The sequence below is a fragment of the Myxococcus sp. MxC21-1 genome (assembly GCF_032612255.1).
Lineage (GTDB): Bacteria > Myxococcota > Myxococcia > Myxococcales > Myxococcaceae > Myxococcus > Myxococcus virescens.
The window spans coordinates 7417912-7439925 of the sequence record NZ_CP123278.1 but is presented as its reverse complement, the minus strand read 5'-3'; the positions used below and the strand labels follow the sequence as shown (position 1 = coordinate 7439925).

Sequence of the window (22014 nt, the reverse complement as noted above, 5' to 3'; positions counted from 1 at the left end):
CGCCTTCCAATCCATTCCTCCACGCGCACGCGTCAAGCGTCCAACAGCAGACGCTCGCGCGGCTCACCTCACGGGCAGGGGCCGCAATCCTGTGCGCAACTGTCGTACCGGTTGGAGGTGCCACACTGCTCCGTGGCCTGACATACGCTGTCTCCACACACATTCACATTCGTGGGGGACAGCCGCGTGGTGATGGGGCGGTAGGTGACACCGCCGAGCGTGCACGTCTCGTAGTAGAGGCCGCTCGGGTCCAGCGCGCAGTGGGACGTGCAGGCGCCCACGTACACCATGGGGGCGCAGGGCACGAGCGTCTCCGTGCCATCGTGGAGCAGGCCCGCGCAGGCGCGCGAGGTGCTCTCCTGGGGGCTCAGCGGAGCGCGCTCCGCGCCCACGTGGACGCCTTCGGAGTTGAAGAGGTTGCCGAAGAAACACGACTCCTGCCGGGAATGCGTGGCGAGCTCCTGCGCCGTGTAGGGAATGACGGCGCCAGCGCCGTCCAGGCCGAGGATGGAGATGAGCAGCTCCTCTCCCAGCCGGTTGGCGTGGGCCGCCAGGCACGCGGAGACGACCTGCTGTTCGGCCAGCGTGGCCGGGCTTCCGCTGGCCCAGTCCGGCGCCAGCCCCAGGCCACCTTCCCACGTGTACGACTGCTCCATCACGGGCTCCGTGTAGGTGCGCGTCTGCCCCGCGGGCACGGCGCAGCGGACCACGTAGCGCATTGCCATGTCGGCCAGTGAGGGATTGGCCTGGAACCAGGTGTTGAAGGCCTCCGACGACAGGCCATTGAAGGACAGCCCGTTGAATGACAATCCATTGAAGGACAACCCGTTGAATGACAGGCCGTTGAATGACAGCCCGTTGAACGACTCCTGCGGCTGCGTCCGCGCGCCGGTCGGGGACGCGGCGTCTGGCGGCGGAGGCTCGCAGCCAGCAATGCCAAGCATCGTCAGGGCGAGCATCGGAAACGTCTTCGGAAGCAGTGTCTTTTTCATCGACTCCCCAGTGGGTCCAGGTCGCCGGACGGCTCGCGGTGCAAGTGTCCGGGCGGGGCCACCCCGAGGAGTGCGGGCAGGGTGAAGGGTGGCCGGCGCGAAAAATTGCACCAGGGATGCGTGCGGGCAACCCGTACCCGCGGGCAATGTTTGCAGTCGCTGACAGTCGAGGCGTGCTGGAGGTGGGCAGGGGGTTCACACTGGCGGTGCCTCCTGGGGCGAGGGTGCCGTGGCGTTGTGGACGCGTCCGCGCGCGAGCGTCTCGTGCCGGATGCTGTCTGTGTTGAGGCCCGGAGCATGTGCCCGTCACGCATGGGCGGTGTTCGTTCCGCGTGGTGTCATCTCTTCAGCGGGAACGGGCATCGCAGGAGCGTGCGATGGGTGATGTGTCCTCCAGAAGGCTGGCAGGCTCCGCGGCGGGCATGCTGAGGGCACTGCCCGGCCAGGAGTCCCAGCCAGCCTTCGCGACGCCTCCCGAGGGCTCCGTGGCGCTGGTCTTCACCGACGTCCAGGGCTCCACGCGGCTGTGGGAGCGTTGTGGCGCGGGCATGCGTGACGCGCTGGAGGTGCATGACCGCGTCCTACGCTCCCTGCTGGTCGGCGGCACCGGCTACGAGGTGAAGACGCAGGGGGACTCCTTCATGATTGCGTTCCCCTCGGTGCTGGAGGCGCTGACGTGGTGCCTGGAGGCGCAGGACGCGCTGCTGCGCGCGCCCTGGCCGGTGGACATCCTCTCCCAGCCCGAGGCCGCCGAAGAGGTGGGGCCCGGAGGCCTGTTGTTCCGGGGCCTGCGGGTCCGCATGGGCGTGCACGTGGGCGAGCCGGAGTGCCGCGTGGACGCGCGCTCCGGCCGGACGGACTACCTGGGCCGCATGGTGAACGTGGCGGCGCGCGTGGCGGCCGCGGGCCATGGAGGTCAGGTCCTGGTGAGTGGCGGCGCCTGGGCGCAGGCCGCGCAGGCGTTGGAGCCGCTGGGCCGGCCCGCGGTGCGTCCCCTGGGCGCGTTCCGATTGAAGGGCATCGATGATGCCGTGGCCCTGGTGGAGGTGCTGCCCGCGCACCTGTCGGAGCGGCGCTTCGGGGTTCCACGTGCGCCGAGAGATCGCCAGGGGAACGTGCCCGTGCTCCAAGAGGGACTGGTGGGGCGAGGCCTCGAACTCGGGCAGCTCCGCCGCTGGCTCGCGGATGGCGCGCGGCTCGTCACGCTGCTGGGGCCGGGTGGCATGGGCAAGACCCGGCTGGCCACGTCCTTTGGTGCGCTGGAGCTGGAGTCGGGGGAATGGGAGGGCGGGGTGTGGCTGTGTGAGCTGGCCGAGGCCCAGACAGCGGAGGCGCTCTGCCTGTCGGTGGGGCATGCGCTGGGAATCCCCCTGCGCGCGGACGGCGACCCGACCGAGCCGGCGGAGCGGCTGGGGCGCGCGCTGAACGACTGTGGTGACGTGCTGCTCATCCTCGACAACCTGGAGCAGGCCGTGCAGCACCTGCCCGCCACGTTGGGGCGCTGGCTCCAACTGGCGCCTCGTGCGCGCTTCCTGGCGACGTCGCGCGAGGCACTGAGCCTACCCGGGGAGCGACTGCTGGACCTGGCGCCGCTCTCGGTGCCAGAGGAGGGTGAGTCCCGGCTGGAGGAGCTGGTCCGGTCGGACGCGGTGCGCCTGTTCGCGCAGCGGGCGCGTGAAGCCCGGGGCTGCTTCGAGCTGACGGCTGGCGAGGCGCCGATGGTCGCGGACATCGTGCGGCAGCTGGATGGAATCGCGCTGGCCATCGAGCTGGCCGCCGCGCGCATGGCGCTGTTGAGCGTGAGCCAGCTTCGGGAGCGCCTCACGCGTCGCTTCGAGCTCCTGCGCACGGGACGGCGTGATGGCCGCGCGCGGCAGGCGACGCTGCGAGGAGCCATCGACTGGTCCTGGAACCTGCTGGAGCCGGAGGAGCGGGCCGCGCTGGCGCGCTGCTCGGTGTTCCGTGGCGGCTTCACGCTGGAGGCGGCGGAAGCGGTGCTGGGGCTGCCCCCGGACGGGCCCTCCGTGCTGGACGTGCTCCAGTCGCTGCGCGTCAAGTCGCTCTTGCGCGTGCTGGAGGCGGAGCTGCCCGGCGGTGACTCCCGGCTGGGCCAGTACGAGAGCATCCGTCAGTACGCCGCGGCCCGGCTGGCCGAAGAGGGCGTGGGCAATGCGGCCGCGTTGGCGGAGCGGCACGCGGATTGGTACCTGTCGTTGGCCCACGGCCTGCGCGCGCAGGTGCGCAGCCAGGGCGGCGCGGAGGCCTTGCAGCGGCTGGCCCTGGAGCGGGAGAACCTCCTGGCGGCGTGTGACAACGCCCTGGCCGTGACGCCCGCGACGTCGCGTTCGGTGGAGCGGGCGCTGGAGGCGTTGGTGGCGCTGGAGCCGGAGGTGGTGACGCGCGGCCCGGTGCGCCTGTTGCTCGAACGGTTGGACGCGGCGCTGGCGTTGACGGACCGGGTGATGGGCGCGCCCAGGCTGGTGGCCGAGGCCGTGGCGGTGCGTGGCCGCGTGTTCCTGGAGGCGGGCGACCTGGTGTCGGCCCGCAGGGATTTGGAGTGCGCACGCGCATCGCTGAGGACGCTGGGCGCGGTGGCGGGCGAGAAGCGCGTGCTGGTGGACCTGTCGATTGTGGCCCGTCACGAAGGTGAGCTGTCCCAGGCCTGGGCGCTGGTGCGCGAAGCGCGGCTGTTGTCGTCGGAGGGCGACCGCTGGCTGGACGCCTACACCGTGGGAAACCTGGGGCTGGTGGAGCAGGCCCGCTGCGGCGCGGAGGCTGCCATTCCCCACCTGCGCGCGGCGCAGGCGCTCTTCCACGGCGTGGGCGACGTGACGTTCGAGGTGGGCTTCCTGTCCAACTGCGCGGTGGCCATCGGGGAGATGGGGCGCACGCGCGAGGCGATGAGCCTGCTGGAGGACGCGATGGCGCGCTCGGCCAGTGTGGGAGACCGGGCGGGGCATGCGCTGGCTCGCCTCAACCTGGGCTGCTACCTGCTGGAGGAGGGGCGCCCGCAGGAGGCGCGCGAGCACCTGCTTGCCGCTGCGCGCATTGGCCGGCAGTTGGGGCAGCGGCTGCTGGAGGGCACCGCGCTGGGCGAGTTGGGGCGCGCGGAGCTGGCCCTGGGGTCGTGGAGCGAAGCCTGGGCCCGACTGTCGGAGGCGGTGTCCGGCCTGGGGCGCGTGTCGCGCGGGCAGGTGCTGCGCTTCGCGGTGTACCGGGCCGTGGTGGAGGCGTGCGTGGGAGACGCAGCGGCGGCGGAGGCGAGCTTCGTCGTGCTGGAGGGCGCGCCGGAGCTGCGGGACGACCCGGTGCTGCGTGAGCTGGCCGCGCTGCTTCGCGCGGTGGTGGACCTGGCGGAGGCCAGGGCGGCCCGGGACGACGTCGCGCGGGTGCAGCGGGCTTTCGAGTCGGTGCGCCAGCGCATCGCGCGGGCCCGGAGCGCCCCGCCAGAGGCCGCCTCGTCGGACCTGCGTGGCGCGCTGGGCTTTCTGGAGGAAGCCCTGTGGCGGCTCACCTCGGAGCCCGAGGACGTGGAGGCCCTGGAGGTGGAGGGCCGGGGCGCCCCTGTCTGCGCCGGGGCTGCTTGACGCCCCTGAAACGGCTGTGCTTCAAGCGGCGCTTCCATGCCCGAAGTGCGCGTCACCTTCGTCTCCGTCGCCTCGCGTGAGTGCCGCCCATGAGGCCCGCCCTGCCCGAGCGGCTGCGGCGCATCCTGGACACGGTTGCATCGTTCGTCGTGGCGCACGCGGGCCCGCTGGGGGCCGCTGGGGTGGGGCTGTTGGCGTTCCTGGCCATCTACGGTCCGGCGGCGCTGAATCCCACCCGCCTGTCGTGGCTCATCCGTGACGACTTCAGCCAGCACCTGCTGGGCTGGCTGTTCTTCCGCAACGAGCCGCTCCGCTTCCCGCTGGGCGCCATCGACGGCTACCTGCATCCGCTCGGGACGACGCTCGGCTACATGGACGCCATCCCCTGGGTGGCGCTGCTGCTGCGGCCGTTCTCCAGCCTGCTGCCCGCCGACTTCCAATACATCGGTCCGTGGATGTGCTTGTGCCTGGTGCTCCAGGGTGCCTCGTCCGCGTGGGTGGCGCGGCGGATGGGCGCGACGGTGCCGCAGCAGTGGCTGGTGGGCGCGCTGCTCGTGCTGTCGCCCACGCTGCTGGCGCGCATGAGCATGGCGCACGAAGCGCTGTGCGCGCACTGGGCCATCGTGCTGCTGGTGGGGCTGAACCTGATTCCGCAGCGGGACGCGCGCGAGGCGAAGCAGGCGCTGGGCATCGCGCTGGCGCTGTGCGTGTTCGCCGCGGGCGTGCACCCCGTGATTACCGCCATGGTGCTGCCGCTCGCGCTGGCGCTGTGCATGCGGACCGCGCTGGAGCGGAGGCTGCCCTGGCGGTGGCCCTGCTGGGCGCCGTGGTGAACGTGGGCGTGGTGCTGGTGCTGTTCTACGTGCTGGGCTACCTCGGCACGGTCCGCACCCTGGGCGCTGGCGCCTTCGGTGGGTTCTCCGCGGACCTCCTGGCGTTCGTCAATCCGATGGGCTACCGGGAATCCTGGTCGCGCTTCCTGGGGGCGCTGCCGAGGCAGGGCGCCCAGTACGAAGGCTTCGGCTACCTGGGGCTGGGCGTGCTCTTCGCGCTCTGGGCCGCGCTCATCCTGCTCGTGCGGGACGCGCCGCTCGTCGCGCGGCAGTGGCGCAGGCTGGCGCCGGTGGGGCTGGTGGCGCTGGGCCTGGGCTTCTTCGCGCTGTCCTCGCGCATCACCCTGCAAGGCGAGCTCATCGCGGACCTGACGGGCCTCTATGCGCCGGTGATGCGGTGGGTGGAGCCCTTCCGTTCCTCCGGCCGCTTCGTGTGGCCGCTGTACTACCTGCTGGCGCTGGGCTCCGCGCTCGCGCTCATCCGCCTGCCTCGGCCCACGGTGGCGCCGTCGCTGCTGGCCCTGGCGCTGGTGCTGCAGGCCTTCGATGTGAACCTGGGGCGGGGCCATCAAGCGAAGGAAGGGCCGGCCTGGAACACGCAGCCGTCCGAGGCGCTGCGCGAGGCCGCCGTGGGACGCAAGCACCTGGTGCTCTACCCGCCGCAGATACATGACGGCTCCGGGCGGGGTTGCCGCGCCGGGCCCATGGACTTCCACCGCTGGGCCTATCGCGCCTACCTGCTGGGGCTCACCTTCAACAGCGGCTACGTCGCGCGACTGGATGACGCGCGCGCGCAGCCCTACTGCCTGGGGCTCGACGACGATATCCGGGCGGGCAAGCTCGACCCGGAGACCATCTACCTCTCCATTCCGCAGCGGCTCCATGAGTTCCGCGCCATTCGCGGTACACGCTGTGTGCAGGAGGAGCGGCTGTGGATGTGCGTCCTGGAGCAGGCGCCCGCGGCTCCGCTGGAGCGCGCCTCGCCCTGAGTCCGGAGGGAGGACAGGGGGCGCGAGAGGGGGTATGGAAGGTGCGTGAGCGCTTCCTCTTCTCGCGGCATCCTCTTCGACCTCGACGGCACGCTGGTGGACTCGCTGCCGGACATCATCGACAGCTTCCTCCACGCCTTCGGGCACCTGGGGCTTCCGGCGCCGACCTACGAGCAGGTGCGTGCGCTCATCGGCCATCCGTTGGACTGGATGTACGGCCAGTTCGCGCCGGACCACGTCCCCGCGTTGTGCGTGGCCTACCGTGAGCACTACCCGCTCAACTTCCACCGGCGCTCGCGGCCCTATCCGGGCGTGGTGGAGGTGCTGCGCGCGCTGCGCGAGCGGGGCTACCTGCTGGCGGTGGCCACCACCAAGCGCCCCGACATGGCGCGCAAGTTCGTGGACGCCATGGGCCTGGGCTCGCTGCTCCACCACGTCCAGGGCACGGATGGCTTTCCGCACAAGCCCGCGCCCGACGTCATCCACCACGCGCTGGCGGCCCTGGGCACGGGCGGGCTGTGGATGGTGGGGGACACCGCGCTGGACCTGCGCGCGGGGCAGGCCGCGGGGCTGCGGACCTACGCCGTCACCTGGGGCACGCATCCGGTGGATGTGCTCGCGAGCGCCTCACCGGACGAGCTTCAGCCGGACCTGCAGCGGCTCCTGACGCACCTGCCGCCATTGGCGTGACAGCGGGCGTCTTCGGGGATGAAGCCAGCGCACGGCCCACCTGGACGACGGGAGGGGCAGGGCCTCGGGCGCTGGCCTCAGGTCGCGCTCAGTCCGCCGCCATCCCCGGGCACTTGCCCGTGTCCAGGTACTTCGCGTTCCGGTGGATTTCGGAGCTCAGCTTGTCCTGCCGGGCCGGGTCGACGGCGGTGTAGACGATGACGACGCCCTCCGGTGAGTCATGCACGCTGGCGATGGACGGCACCGACGGTGCGCCCGCGGAGCCCGGCTCCTCGCGGCCGCCCATCTCGTTGTAGTCCACGCCCGGTGGCTGGGCCATGCCGCTGCCGCCCGTGCCGTGCTCCTGCTGGAACTGCATCATCCTCCGGCTGCGCTGCTGGAGGTCCGCCACCTTGTCGGTTTCCGGCGTGACGATGATGAGGGCCACGCCCTCCGGGATGTCCTCCGCCCGCGCCTGCGCGCCCGACACGTCCATGGGGCAGTCCGTTTTCATCTCCGCCTGTGCGTTGGGCGGCAGGCCTTCGCCCTGCCGTGGCATCTGCTGCGCCGTGGGTGGCATCCCTCCCTGGGATGTCTTGGCATTTCTGGAGCAGCCGACCGAGAAACACATCACCGCCGAGGCGGCCAGCGCCGCCGGGAACCTGAATCTGGACATGAGCCCCCCTTTGCTGAAAGTCCTGCGCGCAGAAGGTGGGGAGCGGTGCGCGGCGGTGGCAATACGCACTGACGTACCAGAGGGCCCGCCTCGGGGCCGATGCGCGTATTCGCGGCGCGACGGATGCGGCCTCGGTTCACGTCAGCCGCGAGACATCCTCGGGCGTGTCCACGTCGTCGCCACCCCCGGGCAGCGGGACGTCCACCACGCGTGAGGCCACGCGCGCAATCACACCGCGCGCGCCCTGGTCCGGGCTGAGCGCCTCCAGCTCCGGGAAGACGTCACGCGCGAAGAGGGCGGGTACGCCTCGCGTGTCCTCGTAGGCGGAGGCCACCACGGACGCGCGAGTCCGTTCAAAGGTATCCAGCAGCGTCCGCAAGTGCGCGGCATCCACGCGAAGCTGGTCGCACAGCAACACGAGCACGGCGTCCAGCGCGGGGGCTCCGTCTCCCGCAGCGCACCGAGCCCCGCGCGCAGGGAGCCTCCAGGGCCCGCGGCCCAGTCCGCATGGTCCACGGTGCGCACGGCGAGGCCCGTGAGCTCCGTTGCGACCGCATCCCGCGACGCGCCCAGCACCACCACCACGGGGCCGCACCGCAAGGAGGCCGCGGCCTCGGCGGCGCGCCGCACCAGCGTCGAGCCCTGGTAGCGCACCAACTGCTTGGGGTGGCCCAGCCGCGAGGAGCCGCCCGCGGCCAGCAGCACCACGCCCACCGTCATGCGAGCCTCCGCACCGGCGGGTGCGCGGCGGTGTGGATGGGCGCGCGCCGCTCGCGAAGCTTGCCGCCCTCGCGTCCGGCGACCACCGCTTGAAGCTCGGCGATGATGGACAGGGCGATTTCCTCCGCGCCTTCCGCGCCCAGGTCCAGGCCCACGGGCGCGTGCAGCTTCTCCAGGTGCGCGTCGGTGGGCGGGGAGGGCAGCTCCGCGAGCAATCGCTCTGTGCGCGAGCGAGGTCCCAACACGCCCAGATAGCGCAGGGGCCGTGGGAGGAGCCCCGCCAGCAGCTCGCGGTCCTGCGGCAGGCTGTGTGTCATCAGCACGGCCAGCGCACGGGGCGACAGGGGCACCGCACCGGGCGCGTCCGGGGCCTTCGCCGATACCACCGCATGGGCCTGGGGAAAGCGGCGCCGCAGGGCCTGCGCGGGCCGGTCCGCCACCACCGTGACATGCCAGCCCAGGGCCGCGGCCTGGTTCACCACCGGGGCCACGTCGAAGCCGCTGCCGAAGAGCACCAGGGGATGGGGCGGCTCCACGACTTCCACCAGCACGTCCGCGCCGCCGCAGGGGCCACTCCACGTCCGGCCCGCCTCCAGCGCCTCGCGTGCGGCTTCGCGCACGGCGTCTCCCAGTGCGCCGGACAGCTGGCCCGCTTCCGTGCCGTCATCGCGGAGCCTCAAGCGGGCACCCACGTCGTTCGCGGGGCCCCGGTACACCGTCGCCACCACCGCCCGGCGTCCCGCTTCTCGCGCCTCGGCGGCGAAGGCGAGGGCCTCGCCCGCGCCCGCCTCCCAGCGCTCCAGCAGCACGTCCACCACGCCGTTGCAGCCCAGCGCGAAGGAGAAGGCACCTTCGTCCTCCGCGGTGTCGCTGGTGGAGTCGTAGCGCAGCAGACGGGGCCCGGTGGTGGTCCAGAAGAAGGCCTTGCGGACGACGTCGGCCTCCAGGCAGCCGCCGCTGATGCCGCCCGCGAGCCATCCGTCCGCGCTCATCAACATCCGCGCACCCGGCCGCCGGTAGGCGGAGCCTGATACCTCGACCACCGTGGCCAGGACCAGGGGGCCGCGAGCTTGCGCCCGCGCGCGGAGGATGGCGTCCAGGTCCTTCATGTCTCGTCGTCCTTGGTGGGGGTGACTGGAACGCGATGAGAAACTGTAGTCGGCGCCATTCCATCCCGGCCAGTGACGTTCTTTCGCGGGAGCGCCCCGGGGCGGGCCTGGGGGCGACACTCGACACACGCGGCGACTGGATGAATCCTCGCGGCTGGGGTGTAGTTCCCATCCGCATGCCTGTCCTGCGTTACGCCTTCACCCTGAATGCCGTGCGTGAGCTCGGCCGTCTGGCTCCGGACATCGCCCGGGCACGGGCGGAGGCGGCTCTGGACACGAGCCTCCTGCACATCCGCGAAGCCTGCACGGCCGCGCTGGGCATGGAGTTCGACACCCTGGTGTGCTTCGACGCGCGCTCCGTGGTCCGCCTGTTCTCACACGCGGAGCAGGCCCGCATCCTGGCCCGGCTGGTGGACGAGCGGGCACGCACGCTGGCGCGGCTGGGTCGCTTCCAGGAGGCGCTCGAGGACACCGTCTACGCGGGGCAGTTGCTGGCGTGCTCGCGCCAGCGCTTCGGCCTGCCCAAGGATGCACGCGCGGCGGAGACGCTGGAGCGCGAGGTGCCCGAGCTTCGTTGACCCACGCGTCGTGGGCCGCGCTTCACCGGGAGCGCTCGCCACCCGGCGGCGGTTCGTCCTCACGGCGCGCGGGCTCGGGTTCCGGCTCCAATCGCGCCTGTCGTTCGCTGGCTTCCCAGGAGGCCTGGGCATCGCCCGCATGAACCTGACGGGCGGAGTCGTCATCCTGCTGGTCCGTCCACGAGGTGTGGCCCCCTGCGTAGCCTTCCAGGGGACGCGGTCCCCGGCGGGACTCCACGTCCAGGTCCTTCTGCTCCTCCTCGCGCAGCCGCCTGCGCTCCTGTTCCCGCTCGCGCTGGTGCTGCCGCTCCAAAATGTCATCCGTCATGGTGCCGTCACCTCCTGCACCAAGGTGGTGTCCCCTCCGCGAAGTCGGCAGCGCCGGGCATGGCCACACGCGGCAGGCCGCATGCCCGGCGATCAATCAACGGGCACCGGGCGCGAGCACGCTCGCGCCGGTGCCTCCAGGCCAGGTCAGCCTTCGCGCATGCGCAGCACCACCTTGCCCGTGGCGCGCCGGGCGTCGAGCTCACGCAGGGCCTGCGCGCCCTGCTCCAGCGGGAACACCGGGCCTACGACGGGCGTGAGCACACCTTGGTCCGCCATGGCCTCCAGGTCCTTGGCGATGGTGGGCGTCAGGGATGGCTCGTGCAGGAGGAAGCCGCCCCAGGCCACGCCGACCACGTCGATGTTGCGCAGCAGGAGCCGGTTCACCGGGACCTCGGGGATGCGGCCGCTCGCGAAGCCCACCACCAGCAGCCGCCCTTCGGGCGCCAGGCACTTGAGGCTCTTGTCGAAGATGTCGCCGCCCACCGGGTCCACCACCACGTTGGCACCCAGGCCGCCCGTCTTCTCCCGCACCTGCGCGACCCAATCTCCAGTCGACAGCAGCACCTCGTGCGCGCCGGCCCGCCGGGCGACGTCCGCCTTTCGCTCGTCGCTCACCACGGCGATGACGCGCGCCTTCGCGCCGCGCGCCACCTGCACCGCCGCCGTGCCCACGCCTCCCGCGGCGCCATGGACCACGACGCTCTCCTCCGCCTTGAGCCGGCCTCGCCGGTGCAGCGCGAAGTGCGCCGTGTGGTAGTTCATCACCACGCCCGCGGCCGCCTCGAAGCTCCAGTCCGCGGGGATGGGGAACACCATCTCCGGCTGAATCGCGGCCACCTCGGCGAAGCCGCCCAACCCGAAGCTGAAGGCCATCACCCGCTGCCCAGGCTTCACCGCCGCGCCCGCGGGGGCCTGCCGCACCACACCCGCCACCTCCACGCCCGGAATGAAGGGCAGGGCGGGCTTGAGTTGGTACTGCCCCCGGGTGAGCAGCAGGTCCGGAAAGCTCACCCCGGCCGCCACCACGTCGATGAGCACCGAGTCCCCCGCCTCGGGCTCGGGCACGTCCACCAGTTGGAGCCCGTCAGGGCCGTCCAGCCGCTGTAGCTGCAATGCGCGCATCGTTGCCTCCCGGACAGGAAGCGTAATGGCCAGCCACGTCGATGCCAGTGTTGCCTCACGCGCGCGGGCGGACCCCGAGTCCGGCACAAAGTTCACACGACCTGTGGAAAACCGAGGTCTGCCTGGACGACCTGTCACGTCACGTGGAAAGTGGCTCTCACTCGCAGTGGACCTCGCAAATCCATGAAACTAAAGGATTAATCGTAAATAACCTGAAATCTAAGAAGAGGATAGAAGCTGAAATAATCGCGCAACCTTGAAATACGCGTCATCCCTGTGTCATCGTGCCTCCTAATCTTTCCGCTTAGGAGGATTACATGGTGCAGAAGAGAGTGCGCGGAGCGCTCGGTATCGCGGCGCTGTCTGTCGTTGTCGGTTGCAACGAGTCCACCCCTGCCCCCGAGGCCGAAAAGCCTACGGATGCCGCGAAGGCGGCGATGCTGGAGAATGGCGCGAAGGTCATTCTGACGGACAACCAGAAGGTGGCGCAGTTCGTCACCGGTCTGTCGATTGCTCTGCCGGATATTCCGGCCGCGGGTCCCAAGGCGCTCAACGCGTCCGCGCTGGCCTCGGTCGTCGACGCCGTGGCGCCGACGTTCCGCCTGGAGCCGGGCAACCTGGTCTTCAAGAAGGCGCACACGGACAAGCAGGGTGACAGCCACTACCGCTATGCCGTGAAGCACAACGACATCCCGGTGCTGGGCGGCGAGCTGATCCTGCACGCGCGCAACGGCAAGGTCTTCGCGGCGAACACCAACGTCCGCAGCGACCTGCGCGCCGAGCTGAAGGCGACCATCGCGGGTGAGGTTGCCACGTCCGCGGTGGACTCCGACCGCGAGACGCTCAAGGGCTGGGTCACCGACAAGAACCCGGAGCTGGTGTACTGGCGCATCGATGACGAGCTGCGTCTGATGTACAAGGTCGTCCAGCACGGCAACAAGGCGGACGGCACGCCTGTTCGCGACTGGGTCCTGGTGGACGCGCGCAACGCGGATGTGATGCTGCGCATCCCGCAGATCAAGGAGTCCCTCGACCGCCGCCTCCACAACGGCAACAACACCACCACCCTGCCGGGTCCGGTCGTTCGCACCGAGGGCCAGGCGCCGGTGGCGGACCCCGTGGTCAACACCAACTACGACCACCTGGGCACCGTCTACGACTGCTACAACACCCTGTTCGGTCGTGACTCCATCGACAACGCGGGCGGCACGCTCATCAGCACCGTGCACCACCGCGTCAACTACGTGAACGCCTTCTGGGACGGTACCCAGATGGTGTACGGCGATGGCGACGGCGTGACGGCCACCAACCTGGCCAACTCGCTGGACGTGACGGCGCACGAGCTGACCCACGCCGTGACGGACAACGAGTCGGACCTCATCTACTCGGGTGAGTCCGGCGGCCTGAACGAGTCGATGTCCGACGTGTTCGGCGCGGTGTGCGAGTGGTACGGCGACGGCGCGGACGAGGTCTCCCCGCGTCACTGGCTGATTGGCGACGACGTGTGGACCCCGTCCATCCCGAACGACGCCCTGCGCTACATGAACGACCCGGCGCTGGATGGCGACTCGCTCGACCACTACCACAACTACGTGCCCGGTACCGGCGTGCACTACAGCTCCGGTATCTCCAACCTGGCGTTCTACCTCCTGTCGCAGGGTGGCACGCACCCGCGCGGCAAGAGCACCATCGTGGTGGCGGGCATCGGCATCGAGAAGGCCGCGCAGATTTTCTACAAGGCCAACACGTTGATGGTGCCGACGTCCAACTTCGAGGCCGCGAAGACCATCTCGGAGCAGGCCGCGGCGCAGCTCGGCTACGACGCCGCCACCATCGAGTCGGTGTCGAACGCGTGGAAGGCCGTTGGCGTCAGCGTCCCGGTTCCGCCTCCGCCGACGGACCCCATCGTCAAGGACACGCCGGTCGTCGTGTCGGGTGGCGCCAACGAGAAGAAGTACTTCGAGGTCACGGTGCCGGAAGGTGCCTACAACCTGCGCTTCACCCTGTCGGGTGGCACGGGTGACGCCGACCTGTACGTCCGCTACAACAGCGCGCCCACCACCGCGCTGTACGATTGCCGCCCGTACGCCAGTGGCAACAACGAGGTCTGCAACTTCGCGGCTCCGCAGCACGGCAAGTGGTACGCGATGCTGAACGGCTTCCGCGCGTACTCCGGCGCCACGCTGACCGTGACCTGGGAGGGTGGCTACGTCCCCATCGAGAGCGGCGTCGCCGTGGAGAACCTCTCGGGCGCGGCGGGCTCCTCGCAGGTGTTCATCCTCGACGTTCCGGAGCGTCGCCCGGGCCAGGGGAAGAACAACATCTACATCCAGACGGGCGAGGGCAAGGGCAACCCCGACCTCTACGTCAAGCGCGGTGGCGCCCCGACGCACGCGGACTACGATTGCCGCAGCGTGAAGGACCACCAGTCGGAGAAGTGCAACCTCATCAACGCTCCGGCCGGCCGCTACTACATCGAGGTCTACGGCGCGAAGGATGGCTTCGAGGGCATCGTCCTCATCGGCTCCTTCCTCGAGCCGCTGCCCAAGTAGCCTGAAGTGACGGCGCGGCCTTGAGCCGCGCCGATGAGGCCCCGGGTGCTCCGCTTCACGCGGCGCCCGGGGCTTCGTGCTTTCTACGGCGTGGGGCCGGGGAGGATGACGCGCAGGCAGCTCTCCCACGCGTGCACGCCGCGGTACTTCCACTGCACGGGGTAGCCCAGCGACACCTCTTCGAAGCGCACGCCGTCACGCCACAGCGTCGCGGGCATGTGGAGGTGGCCGGAGACGACGACCTCCGCGCGGTAGCGGGTGTGCCAGTCCTCCGTCTGCTTCGTCCCGCACCAGATGGAGAAGCGAGGGATGCGCGGCAGCCGCACGTGCTCGTAGCGCAGCGGGTAGTGGTTGACGAGGACGGTGGCGCAGCCCGGGGGCAGGGCGTCCAGCCGGGCCCGCGTGGCTTCGACGCGCGCGGCGCACCAGGCCGCGCGGCTGGCGTGGGGCTCGGGGTGCAGCAGCACCTCGTCGGTGCACAGCAGGTCATCCTCCCAGGCCCACTCCAGCGCCTTGTCCGCGGGCACATGGTCCGGGCGGAACGTGTAGTCGTAGCCCAGGAACATGGGGACGATGACGCGCTCGGGGCCAGGGCCGGGCCAGCGAGGGTAGGGGTCCTCCGGCGTGAGGGCGCCGTAGCTGCGGCACAGGCTCACCAGCCGCTGGTAGCGCGCCTCGCCCTTCAGCTGCGGCTGCTCCGACGGCAGGGTCCACAGCTCATGGTTGCCGGGCACCCAGATGACCTGGCGGAAGCGCTGGGTGAGGGTGCTCAGCATGAGCTCCATCTCCGCCAGCGTCTCGCCCACGTCCCCCGCGACGATGAGCCAGTCCTCCGGATGGGCCGGAAGCGCCTGGAGCGCCAGGCGGTTGTCGTTGTGGCGCAAGTGCAGGTCGCTGATGGCGTAGAGCTTCATGGCGCGTCGAGCGGGCACCTTAACGCGGGCTTCCCATCGATGCTGCACCGATGCCCAGCATCCGCAGCAGGGCATGCACCTCCGAGGGTGGCGCGGCGCGGTCCATCCAGGTGATGTCCCGCGCCAGGGGCGGCATCACCGCATGTAGCGCGCAGGCGGTGCGGGGGTGGCTCGCACGCACCTGCTCCAGCAGGCCCAGCCCGTCTCCGTCCGGGAGCAGATCGCCCGTCACCACCACGGACGGCGCTTCTTCCTTCATGAGCGCGAGGGCCTCCTCCACGCAGCGGGCGAAGCGCTTCCCGCCGGGTAAATCCCTCACGAGACGCCGCAGCGCCGCGAGTGAACGTAGGTCTTCGTCCACGAACAAGAAGGTCAGCATGGTCTTCGCGCCAGCAGGGTGAGACCTGTGTGGTTGGCCAAACGCACGAGGTTGCCTACCTACAAGACTACTCAGGAAGTTCTTGGATGCCAACCTCTCAAGTCATATCGACATGTGCGGACCCGCTAGGTTAACGACCCATGGAAAAGACTCTCGCATCCCGCCTTGGCGGAGCGGCTCGCCTTGCTCGGACCCGACTGAACCTGACCCAGGCCGACGTGGCGGAGCGCATTGGCATCGCGAGCGAAGTCTATGGCCGGCTCGAGCGCGGCCACATGCTGCCGAGCATCCAGACGTTCCGCAGGTTGTGCACGGTGCTCTCCATCTCCGCGGACGAGGCGCTGGGCCTCAAGCCGGTGCAGGAGGTGAAGTGGGCCGCCGAGCCGCCCAGCGACTACGGCGAGTCCGCAGAGCTGCGGCGGCTCATGCGCCGGGCCAAGCAACTGGACCGGACGTCCATTCGGATACTCAGCGTGCTCGCGGCGCAGTTCAGGCCGCGCGGCTGACGCATGGTGCCGGCGGGTGAGCGCGGCGCTCACCGCCCGGGCTCCAGTTTCGCCAGGCGCTCCCTCAGCTTGCGTGCGGAGGGGAAGCCGTTGAAGAGCACCACCTGCGGGTGGGCCTCCAGCGTCTCTCGCTCCACGGCCTCCTTGGCCAGCGCCCGGTCCACGCCCAGTAGCAGGCCCGCGTCCGGCCGCGAGCGCAGCTCCGTCAGCCTCCGGGCCAGGGGCGCCGCATGCCATGCGTGGAAGAGCTCCAGCGCGACTTCTCTCTTGGACGCGCGGTGGCGGAAGGTGAGGTCCGGCACGCACAGTCCGGAGGCGCCCACGTGCCGGGGAAGCGGCGTCAGGTCCAGCTCCCAGGCGTCATCCGCGAAGCCCTCCGCGAGGGAGGCCACTTCCGGAGGAATGTGACCCAGTGCGGCGGGTAGGGGCGAACGCAGCGGGTCCTTGTGGCTGAGCATCAGCGTGGCCTGCCTCCGTGAAGGCTCCACGGTGGCGGTCAGCTCCCAGCGCTCCAGCACCGGCACCACGGACAGGAAGGTCGCCAGTTGCAGGCCGTACTTCTTCTGGAGCGCCAGCATGGCCCCGGGGCCCTCCACGTCGAGCGCCCAGTTGTCGTCGTCGCGCCACACCTCGGCCACCAGGCGGCAGAACTTGAGCCATCGGAGCACCTTGCGCACGCGCAGCAGGTCCGGCGCCTGGGCTCGCAGGCGGAGGCGCCGCGCGGACAGCAGGGGCCCTGCGCCAGCGCCAGGTTGTAGCGGTCCAGCAGGTCCTGGGCGTCCAGTGCCTCGCCGTCCCACCCCACCAGCCGGCGGTGGCCGGGCAGGTCCGAGTACAGCGCCTCTCGGGCCTCGGAAAGGGGAACGGGGAGCGTCTGGGCCAGCCGTGCCTCGAAGTCTTCCACCGTGGCGTCGGGAGGCAGTGCACGCAGGACCTGCCCCGCCGCCTTGATTCGCTCCCAACGGGCTTCCGTCACGCCGGGCGCGGGCTCGTCGAAGAGGAGCCGGTCCAACACCAGCTTCACCAGGCCGCGCGCCACCTTGGGCCTGGTGAAGGCGCCGGCCTTCAAGCCCAGCGACTCCTCGATGCCGTCGCGCTGGCCGCCGCGCGACGCTGCTACCTCCGCGAGCAGGTCCTGGGCGAAGGTCAGCAGTTCCGTGTCATCGCGCTTCACGAAGACGGGGCGCAGGACGCCCTGGCGCACGCGGAAGTTGAGCAGCTCGCGTGTCAGCATCTCAGCCGCCCTCCTGATAGGCGCCGTGCTGGCGTCGCCGCTCACTGATGCTGCTCTCCGCCGTCTGCGCGGAGCACACCTCGTACAGCAGCGCGCGCTTCCCCGGCCGTTTGCGCAGGATGCGCCCCAGCCGCTGCACGTGCTCGCGCACGCTCGCGCTGCCGCTGAGCACCACGCCCACGCGCGCCTCGGGCACGTCCACGCCTTCATTCAGCACGCGCGAGGTCAGCAGCACCGGCAGTTCCCCGGAGGCGAAGGCCGCCAGCAACGCCTTGCGCTCGGGCACGGGTGTGTGGTGCGTCAGTGCGGGGAGCAGGAAGCGGCGCGCCAGCGTGTACACCGTCTCGTTGTCGTCGGTGAACACGAGGACGCGGTCGTCCCGGTGCTCCAGGAGGATGCGCCACAGCACCTCCTGCTTGCCGCTGGACGTGAGCGCAATCCGCCGTTGCTCGCGGTAGGCGCGGTACGCCGCGCGGCCCTCGTCGCTGCGCTGGCTCTGCGCCAGGAAGCGCGCCCACCCGTCCGGCGCGGAGAGCGGCACGCCCAGCCTGCGCACGAAGCCCAGGTACAGCGCGCGCGCCGTGTCGTAGCGCGCCTTTTCGTCGGGCGTCAGCGGGACTTCCACTCGCTTCACGTCATAGGGCGCCGGTATTCACCCTGCAGCTCCCGGATGTCCGAGCGGTGCACGCGGGGACCCAACAGCTCCTCGCAGACGCGCTCGCCGCCATCGGCGCGCTCCAGCGTCGCGGTGAGGCCCAGGCGGTACGGCGCCAGCGAGCCTCCGCGATGAAGCGGTAGCTGGGCGCGGGCAGGTGGTGGCACTCGTCGCACACCAGCAGGCCGAAGCGGTTGCCGTGGAACTCCGTCTGCATCGCCGCGGAGTCGTACGTCGTCACCGTCAGCGGCTGCCGGTCATTCACGCCGCCGCCCAGCAGGCCCACTGGCACGGAGAAGTGGCGCGCCAGCACGCCCTGCCACTGCGTCATCAGGTCCAGCGTGGGCACCACCACCAGCGTGGGCCGCTTCACGTGGGCGATGGCGAGCACCGCCATCAGCGTCTTGCCCGCGCCCGTGGGCAGCTCCACCAGGCCACGCCCGCCCGCGCGTGTCCACGCCTCCAGCGCCTGCTGCTGATGCGGAAAGGGTTGGATGGGCGAGGTGAGCGGCAGCTCCAGCGGCTCGAAGCGCTTCGCCTTGTCCTCGTAGGGGATGCCCAGCTCCCGCAGCCGCAGCACCGCTTCGCGGTAATGCCACGCGGGCGCGCGGTAGACGCCGGTGCGCCCGTCCTTCTGGAAGAGGGCTCGCAGGCGGGCATCTTCCGGCAGTGTGGGCGCGACCAGGGTGCCGCAGTCGAAGTGGAGCTCGGTGGGCGACGGCATCGGCGTGTAGGGACCTAGCCGGTCATCCTGGGTTTCGCCAGTCTCATCGAAGGCCCGGAAGGCAGGCTTGCAGGCATGCGCTGTTCACGGTACCCAACGCGCGGCATGCGTTTCGTCTCGCTCGTTCCGATGCTGTGTGGCCTGGCGGTCGTGGCTCAGGCTGGTCTCAACCGTCGCTTCGGGGGCCAGTGGGGCCTGATGAGCGCCGTGCTCCTGAACATGGTGGTGGCGACGGTGGCCACCTTCGCGGTGTACCTCGTCGTGCGCACGGTGCCGGGGCTCTGGCCGGAGGCCGCGGCGGGCCAGGGCCGCTTGAGTGGCTTCACGCCCTGGCACCTGTTGCCGGGGCTGTGCGGCGTCATCATCGTCCTGGGCATGCCCTTGGCCATGAGCCGCCTGGGGGCAGTGCAGTCCGTCCTGCTGCTGATGGCGGCGCAGCTCCTCACCAGCCTCGTGTGGGATGCGATGGTGGAAGGCCGCCCCGTGACGTTCCCCCGGGTGCTGGGCTCCGGGCTCGCCTTCATCGGCGCCACCATCGCCGTCTGGAAGGGCTAGATTCAGTTGCAAGATGCGCCGGGTCCTCATCGTCAGTCCTCACGCGCCTTCGCGCGAGCTGTTGCGCCGTATCCTCGAGGCGCCAGACCTGGCCATCTCCGTCACCGGGGATGCGGACGACGCCTTCGCCTCGCTGACGTCCCGGCCTCCCGCGCTGGTGGTGGTGGACGTGCGCCGCCCGGATGAGGACCACCCGCTCTTCCTGGGCCTGCTCCGCAAACGTCACCCGACGCTTCCCGTCATCGCGCTCGTCCCGGGCAGGCTGCGCGTCTTCGACGGGCGGCACGAGCGTGTGCTCGAAGCCCACGGTGACACCGCCGAGTCACTCCATCAGATGCTCGTCTCGCTTCAACAGGCCATGCACGAGCTGCTCGCCCAGGACCTGCTCCGGCTGTGGCGCCCACCCGTCGGGCGCGCCTGAAGGGCTTCGTCGTCGCATCAACAGGGGACCGGTACGCCGGGGCAGGCTGTTCGGCCCGCGAAGGTAGTTTTTTCCGGCCGCCGTCTGGCTCCGCTTCCGCCCCCTGGCTTCGACTCCTTGTAACTGGCTGAAATGATTCGTGTTCCGTGCTCCGGCGGGCACGGCACGGCGAATGCTATGGCGTTGTGCACGGTGCGACGCGGGCCGGCGGATGGGGATGGTTGGTGGGTGTGGGACGCCGGTGCGGGTCGCGGGTTGCAAGGGCGGGACGGAGCTGGGGCGGCGCCTGGAGTGGGGAGGCGGGCCTCGGTGGGATGGGGGAGGAGGACGGCGCGGCATGCCGGCGCTTCGTTGGGGGACGAGGGCGGCGGCGGACGTGGCGGCAGGGCCTGGCTCGCGGTGGGACAGGGGACAGGACGGCGGATGGGCGGACCCTGCCGCGCTTCGTGGGGGCGAAGCGCGGCGGGTTCGCGCCAGCAGGGCGGGGCAGGACGGATTTGGGGGCGTGACGGTTGGGGCCGGGGTGCTTCGTGGGGGCGGAGCGCCGCGGGGACTCGACGGCATGGAGAAAAGGGGCGCGGGTTCCGGTGAGGTGGGGGCCTCTCGGAGCCCGTCGCGTCTTCTCCCCGCTCGCGGTCCAGTCGCGGCGGGTGGAGCAAGGCTCCCGGCCAGCGCCGGCCGGCGGGCAGCCAGGGGACTCCATGGCCGCGGATGCAGGGAGGGGGCGAGTGAGCAGTCGCTTCACCCGAGAAGCCAGTCATGGCGGCGGTGTGGGAGGATGGGCGGGACGGGGCATGCGTCACGGGAGGCAGGGCATGGGGGTGGTATCCGCGCTGGCGGCGGTAGGGGTGCTGCTGACGGCACAGGCAGCGCTAGCTTCGGGGCTCCAGCGGCGGACCCAGGACCCGGAGCGGCTGGCTCCCTTCGGATTGATGCTGGACGCCAGCGCACCCGAAGGCGCGGGCCTGTCACTCTCCTTCCGGCCCACGCGAATGCTCCGGCTCCACGTGGGTGGCACGCACAATGGTGTCCGTCCCGGAGCGCGCGTGGGGCTCACGCTGCTGCCCTTGAAGGGGCGCCTGACGCCCGCGCTGACGCTGGAGGCCGGGCATGCGCGGCCCGCGAATGGTGAAGGACTGGAGCGGCGCATCGTGGACCGCACGCAGATGCCCATCCATTCGCTGGAGCGCGTGGGCTACTCCTACGCGAGCGCCCTGCTGGGCTTTGAATGGCAGGCCCCGAAGCGGCTGACCTTCTTCGTGCGCGGCGGCTTCAGCATCATGCGGCTCTACAGCCCGGGCATCGTCGGCGTGGACGAGCAGTTCCGCGACGCGCTGGAGCCCGCGAACTTCCACGGCTGGAGCCTGAGCAACATCGAGCCCACCGCGAAGCTCGGCATCCTGCTGTCCTTTGGCTGAGCCGAGGCCGCTGCCTCAGTCCGCGCGCGGCTGGGACAGCACCGCGTCGAAGAAGGCCAGCACCTGCGCCTCCGCCCAGAAGTGGGGCCGGTGTACCTGGCCGCCGACGAAGCCGACGTGTCCACCGTGCTCCGTCACCACGACGCTCAGGTGGGGATTCGCGGCGGCGGCGGGCGGGATGACGGGCGTTTCCAGCATCGGGTCGTCCGCGGCGCTCAGCAGCAGCGTGGGCCGGCGGATGGCGTGCAGCCGGGGGCCGGCGGAGGACTCCGCGTAGTAGTGGGCGGCGTCGCGGAAGCCGTGCAGCGCGGAGGTGACCGCGTCGTCGAAGGCGCGGATGGTGCGCGCCGCCTCCATGGCCCGGCCGTCGAAGGCCTCCGGAAAGTGGCGCAGCTTTTCGCGCGCCTTCTGCTTCAGCGTCCGCAGGAAGCGCTCGCGGTACAGCCGGTGGAACGGGCCTCCCGCGTCGAGCTTGCGACAGCAGGCGCTCAAGTCATACGGCGCGCTGACGGACGCGGCGGCCTTCACGGGCGCGTCGTCGCCCAGCGTTTCCAGCAGCCGGCACAGCACGTTGGCGCCCAGGGAGAAGCCCACCGCGAACAGCGGGCCGGTGACGCGGGCGCGCGTCTCGTTCAGCACCCGGAGCGCGTCGTCGATGTCGCCCGAGTGGTACGAGCGCGCCAGCCGGTTGGGCTCGCCGCTGCATGAGCGGAAGTTGAGCGCGGTGGCGCCCCAGCCGCGCGTCCTCGCACCGCGCAGGATGGCGGTGACGTAGCCCGCGCGGGACGAGCCTCAAGCCGTGCAGCGCCACGACATGCGGCGCGCCCGCCGCGCCGTCGAAGGTGTCCAGGTCGACGAAGTCGCCGTCTGGCAACTCCATGCGCTCGCGTCGCAGCGCGGGCGTGCGGGTGGGGCGCACGAGCGAGGCGTAGATGGTCTGCGCGTGCTCGTTGGCCGGCCGGGTGCGGGCACGAAGGGTTGGGTGGGCTGGAATCGCACGGCCGGGGGATAACGCCCGTGCGTGGGGACGACAAGCGCTCTTGCCGCCGGC

17 protein-coding genes and 4 pseudogenes are annotated in these 22014 nt (G+C 70.8%); 10 read left to right on the top strand and 11 right to left on the bottom strand.

What is annotated here, in order from left to right; genetic code table 11:
- Positions 1 to 68: 68 nt before the first annotated feature.
- The gene (locus tag QEG98_RS33085) at positions 69 to 1139 is read right to left on the bottom strand and encodes a hypothetical protein (RefSeq protein WP_410477878.1); all 1071 of its coding nucleotides are present in this window, start codon (positions 1137 to 1139) and stop codon (positions 69 to 71) included.
- 152 nt (positions 1140 to 1291) lie between these two features.
- On the opposite strand from QEG98_RS33085, the gene QEG98_RS33080 reads away from it, so the two are divergent.
- The 4 genes from QEG98_RS33080 (at position 1292) to QEG98_RS33065 (ending at position 7091) form a co-directional block, all read left to right on the top strand.
- A complete protein-coding gene (locus QEG98_RS33080; RefSeq protein WP_316564108.1) occupies positions 1292 to 4579 on the top strand; it encodes an ATP-binding protein in 3288 nt (1095 codons plus the stop codon).
- Positions 4580 to 4668: 89 nt separating this feature from the next.
- Complete coding sequence (locus tag QEG98_RS33075) at positions 4669 to 5412, top strand: DUF6311 domain-containing protein (RefSeq protein WP_316564107.1); 744 nt, start codon at positions 4669 to 4671, stop codon at positions 5410 to 5412.
- Complete coding sequence (locus QEG98_RS33070) at positions 5388 to 6401, top strand: hypothetical protein (RefSeq protein ID WP_316564106.1); 1014 nt, start codon at positions 5388 to 5390, stop codon at positions 6399 to 6401. The genes QEG98_RS33075 and QEG98_RS33070 overlap by 25 nt, the downstream gene beginning before the upstream one ends.
- 45 nt (positions 6402 to 6446) lie before the next feature.
- A complete protein-coding gene (locus QEG98_RS33065; RefSeq protein ID WP_090492114.1) occupies positions 6447 to 7091 on the top strand; it encodes an HAD family hydrolase in 645 nt (214 codons plus the stop codon).
- Positions 7092 to 7179: 88 nt separating this feature from the next.
- Here QEG98_RS33065 and QEG98_RS33060 read toward each other — a convergent pair whose 3' ends face one another.
- The 3 genes and pseudogenes from QEG98_RS33060 to QEG98_RS33045 form a co-directional block, all read right to left on the bottom strand.
- A complete protein-coding gene (locus QEG98_RS33060; RefSeq protein ID WP_316564105.1) occupies positions 7180 to 7650 on the bottom strand; it encodes a hypothetical protein in 471 nt (156 codons plus the stop codon).
- 232 nt (positions 7651 to 7882) lie between these two features.
- A pseudogene (locus QEG98_RS42385) lies at positions 7883 to 8466 on the bottom strand (NTP transferase domain-containing protein).
- The gene (locus tag QEG98_RS33045) at positions 8463 to 9575 is read right to left on the bottom strand and encodes an XdhC family protein (protein ID WP_316564103.1); all 1113 of its coding nucleotides are present in this window, start codon (positions 9573 to 9575) and stop codon (positions 8463 to 8465) included. The pseudogene QEG98_RS42385 and the gene QEG98_RS33045 overlap by 4 nt, the downstream one beginning before the upstream one ends.
- 176 nt (positions 9576 to 9751) lie before the next feature.
- Between QEG98_RS33045 and QEG98_RS33040 the strand changes: the two genes are divergently transcribed.
- Positions 9752 to 10153, top strand: a complete 402-nt coding sequence (locus QEG98_RS33040) for a hypothetical protein (protein WP_316564102.1) — start codon at positions 9752 to 9754, stop codon at positions 10151 to 10153.
- 22 nt (positions 10154 to 10175) lie between these two features.
- Here QEG98_RS33040 and QEG98_RS33035 read toward each other — a convergent pair whose 3' ends face one another.
- Both QEG98_RS33035 and QEG98_RS33030 read right to left on the bottom strand, forming a co-directional pair.
- Complete coding sequence (locus QEG98_RS33035; RefSeq protein WP_316564101.1) at positions 10176 to 10481, bottom strand: hypothetical protein; 306 nt, start codon at positions 10479 to 10481, stop codon at positions 10176 to 10178.
- A gap of 146 nt (positions 10482 to 10627) precedes the next feature.
- Positions 10628 to 11605, bottom strand: coding sequence for an NADPH:quinone oxidoreductase family protein (locus QEG98_RS33030; RefSeq protein WP_316564100.1), 978 nt, complete (start codon positions 11603 to 11605; stop codon positions 10628 to 10630).
- A gap of 317 nt (positions 11606 to 11922) precedes the next feature.
- On the opposite strand from QEG98_RS33030, the gene QEG98_RS33025 reads away from it, so the two are divergent.
- Complete coding sequence (locus QEG98_RS33025) at positions 11923 to 14157, top strand: M4 family metallopeptidase (protein ID WP_316564099.1); 2235 nt, start codon at positions 11923 to 11925, stop codon at positions 14155 to 14157.
- Between the two features lie 83 nt (positions 14158 to 14240).
- Here the strand turns inward: QEG98_RS33025 and QEG98_RS33020 are convergent, their stop codons facing one another.
- Both QEG98_RS33020 and QEG98_RS33015 read right to left on the bottom strand, forming a co-directional pair.
- Positions 14241 to 15071, bottom strand: a complete 831-nt coding sequence (locus QEG98_RS33020; protein ID WP_090492122.1) for a metallophosphoesterase family protein — start codon at positions 15069 to 15071, stop codon at positions 14241 to 14243.
- Between the two features lie 19 nt (positions 15072 to 15090).
- On the bottom strand, positions 15091 to 15450 hold the full coding sequence (locus tag QEG98_RS33015) for a response regulator (protein ID WP_316564098.1): 360 nt from the start codon (positions 15448 to 15450) through the stop codon (positions 15091 to 15093).
- 140 nt (positions 15451 to 15590) lie between these two features.
- On the opposite strand from QEG98_RS33015, the gene QEG98_RS33010 reads away from it, so the two are divergent.
- On the top strand, positions 15591 to 15956 hold the full coding sequence (locus QEG98_RS33010; protein WP_090492124.1) for a helix-turn-helix transcriptional regulator: 366 nt from the start codon (positions 15591 to 15593) through the stop codon (positions 15954 to 15956).
- Positions 15957 to 15985: 29 nt separating this feature from the next.
- Here the strand turns inward: QEG98_RS33010 and QEG98_RS33005 are convergent.
- Positions 15986 to 17190, bottom strand: a pseudogene (locus QEG98_RS33005) (DUF790 family protein).
- A 1-nt stretch (position 17191) separates the two neighbouring features.
- A pseudogene (locus tag QEG98_RS42380) lies at positions 17192 to 18569 on the bottom strand (DEAD/DEAH box helicase family protein).
- Positions 18570 to 18674: 105 nt separating this feature from the next.
- Between QEG98_RS42380 and QEG98_RS32990 the strand changes: the two are divergent.
- From QEG98_RS32990 to QEG98_RS32980, 3 genes are all read left to right on the top strand, one after another.
- Positions 18675 to 19124 (top strand): DMT family transporter, encoded by a 450-nt coding sequence (locus QEG98_RS32990; RefSeq protein ID WP_186818023.1) that lies wholly within the window; start codon positions 18675 to 18677, stop codon positions 19122 to 19124.
- Positions 19125 to 19137: 13 nt separating this feature from the next.
- The gene (locus QEG98_RS32985; protein WP_090492128.1) at positions 19138 to 19545 is read left to right on the top strand and encodes a response regulator; all 408 of its coding nucleotides are present in this window, start codon (positions 19138 to 19140) and stop codon (positions 19543 to 19545) included.
- 815 nt (positions 19546 to 20360) lie between these two features.
- On the top strand, positions 20361 to 20963 hold the full coding sequence (locus QEG98_RS32980; protein WP_090492129.1) for a hypothetical protein: 603 nt from the start codon (positions 20361 to 20363) through the stop codon (positions 20961 to 20963).
- Between the two features lie 15 nt (positions 20964 to 20978).
- Here QEG98_RS32980 and QEG98_RS32975 read toward each other — a convergent pair.
- Positions 20979 to 21962: pseudogene (locus QEG98_RS32975) on the bottom strand (hydrolase).
- Positions 21963 to 22014 lie beyond the last annotated feature (52 nt).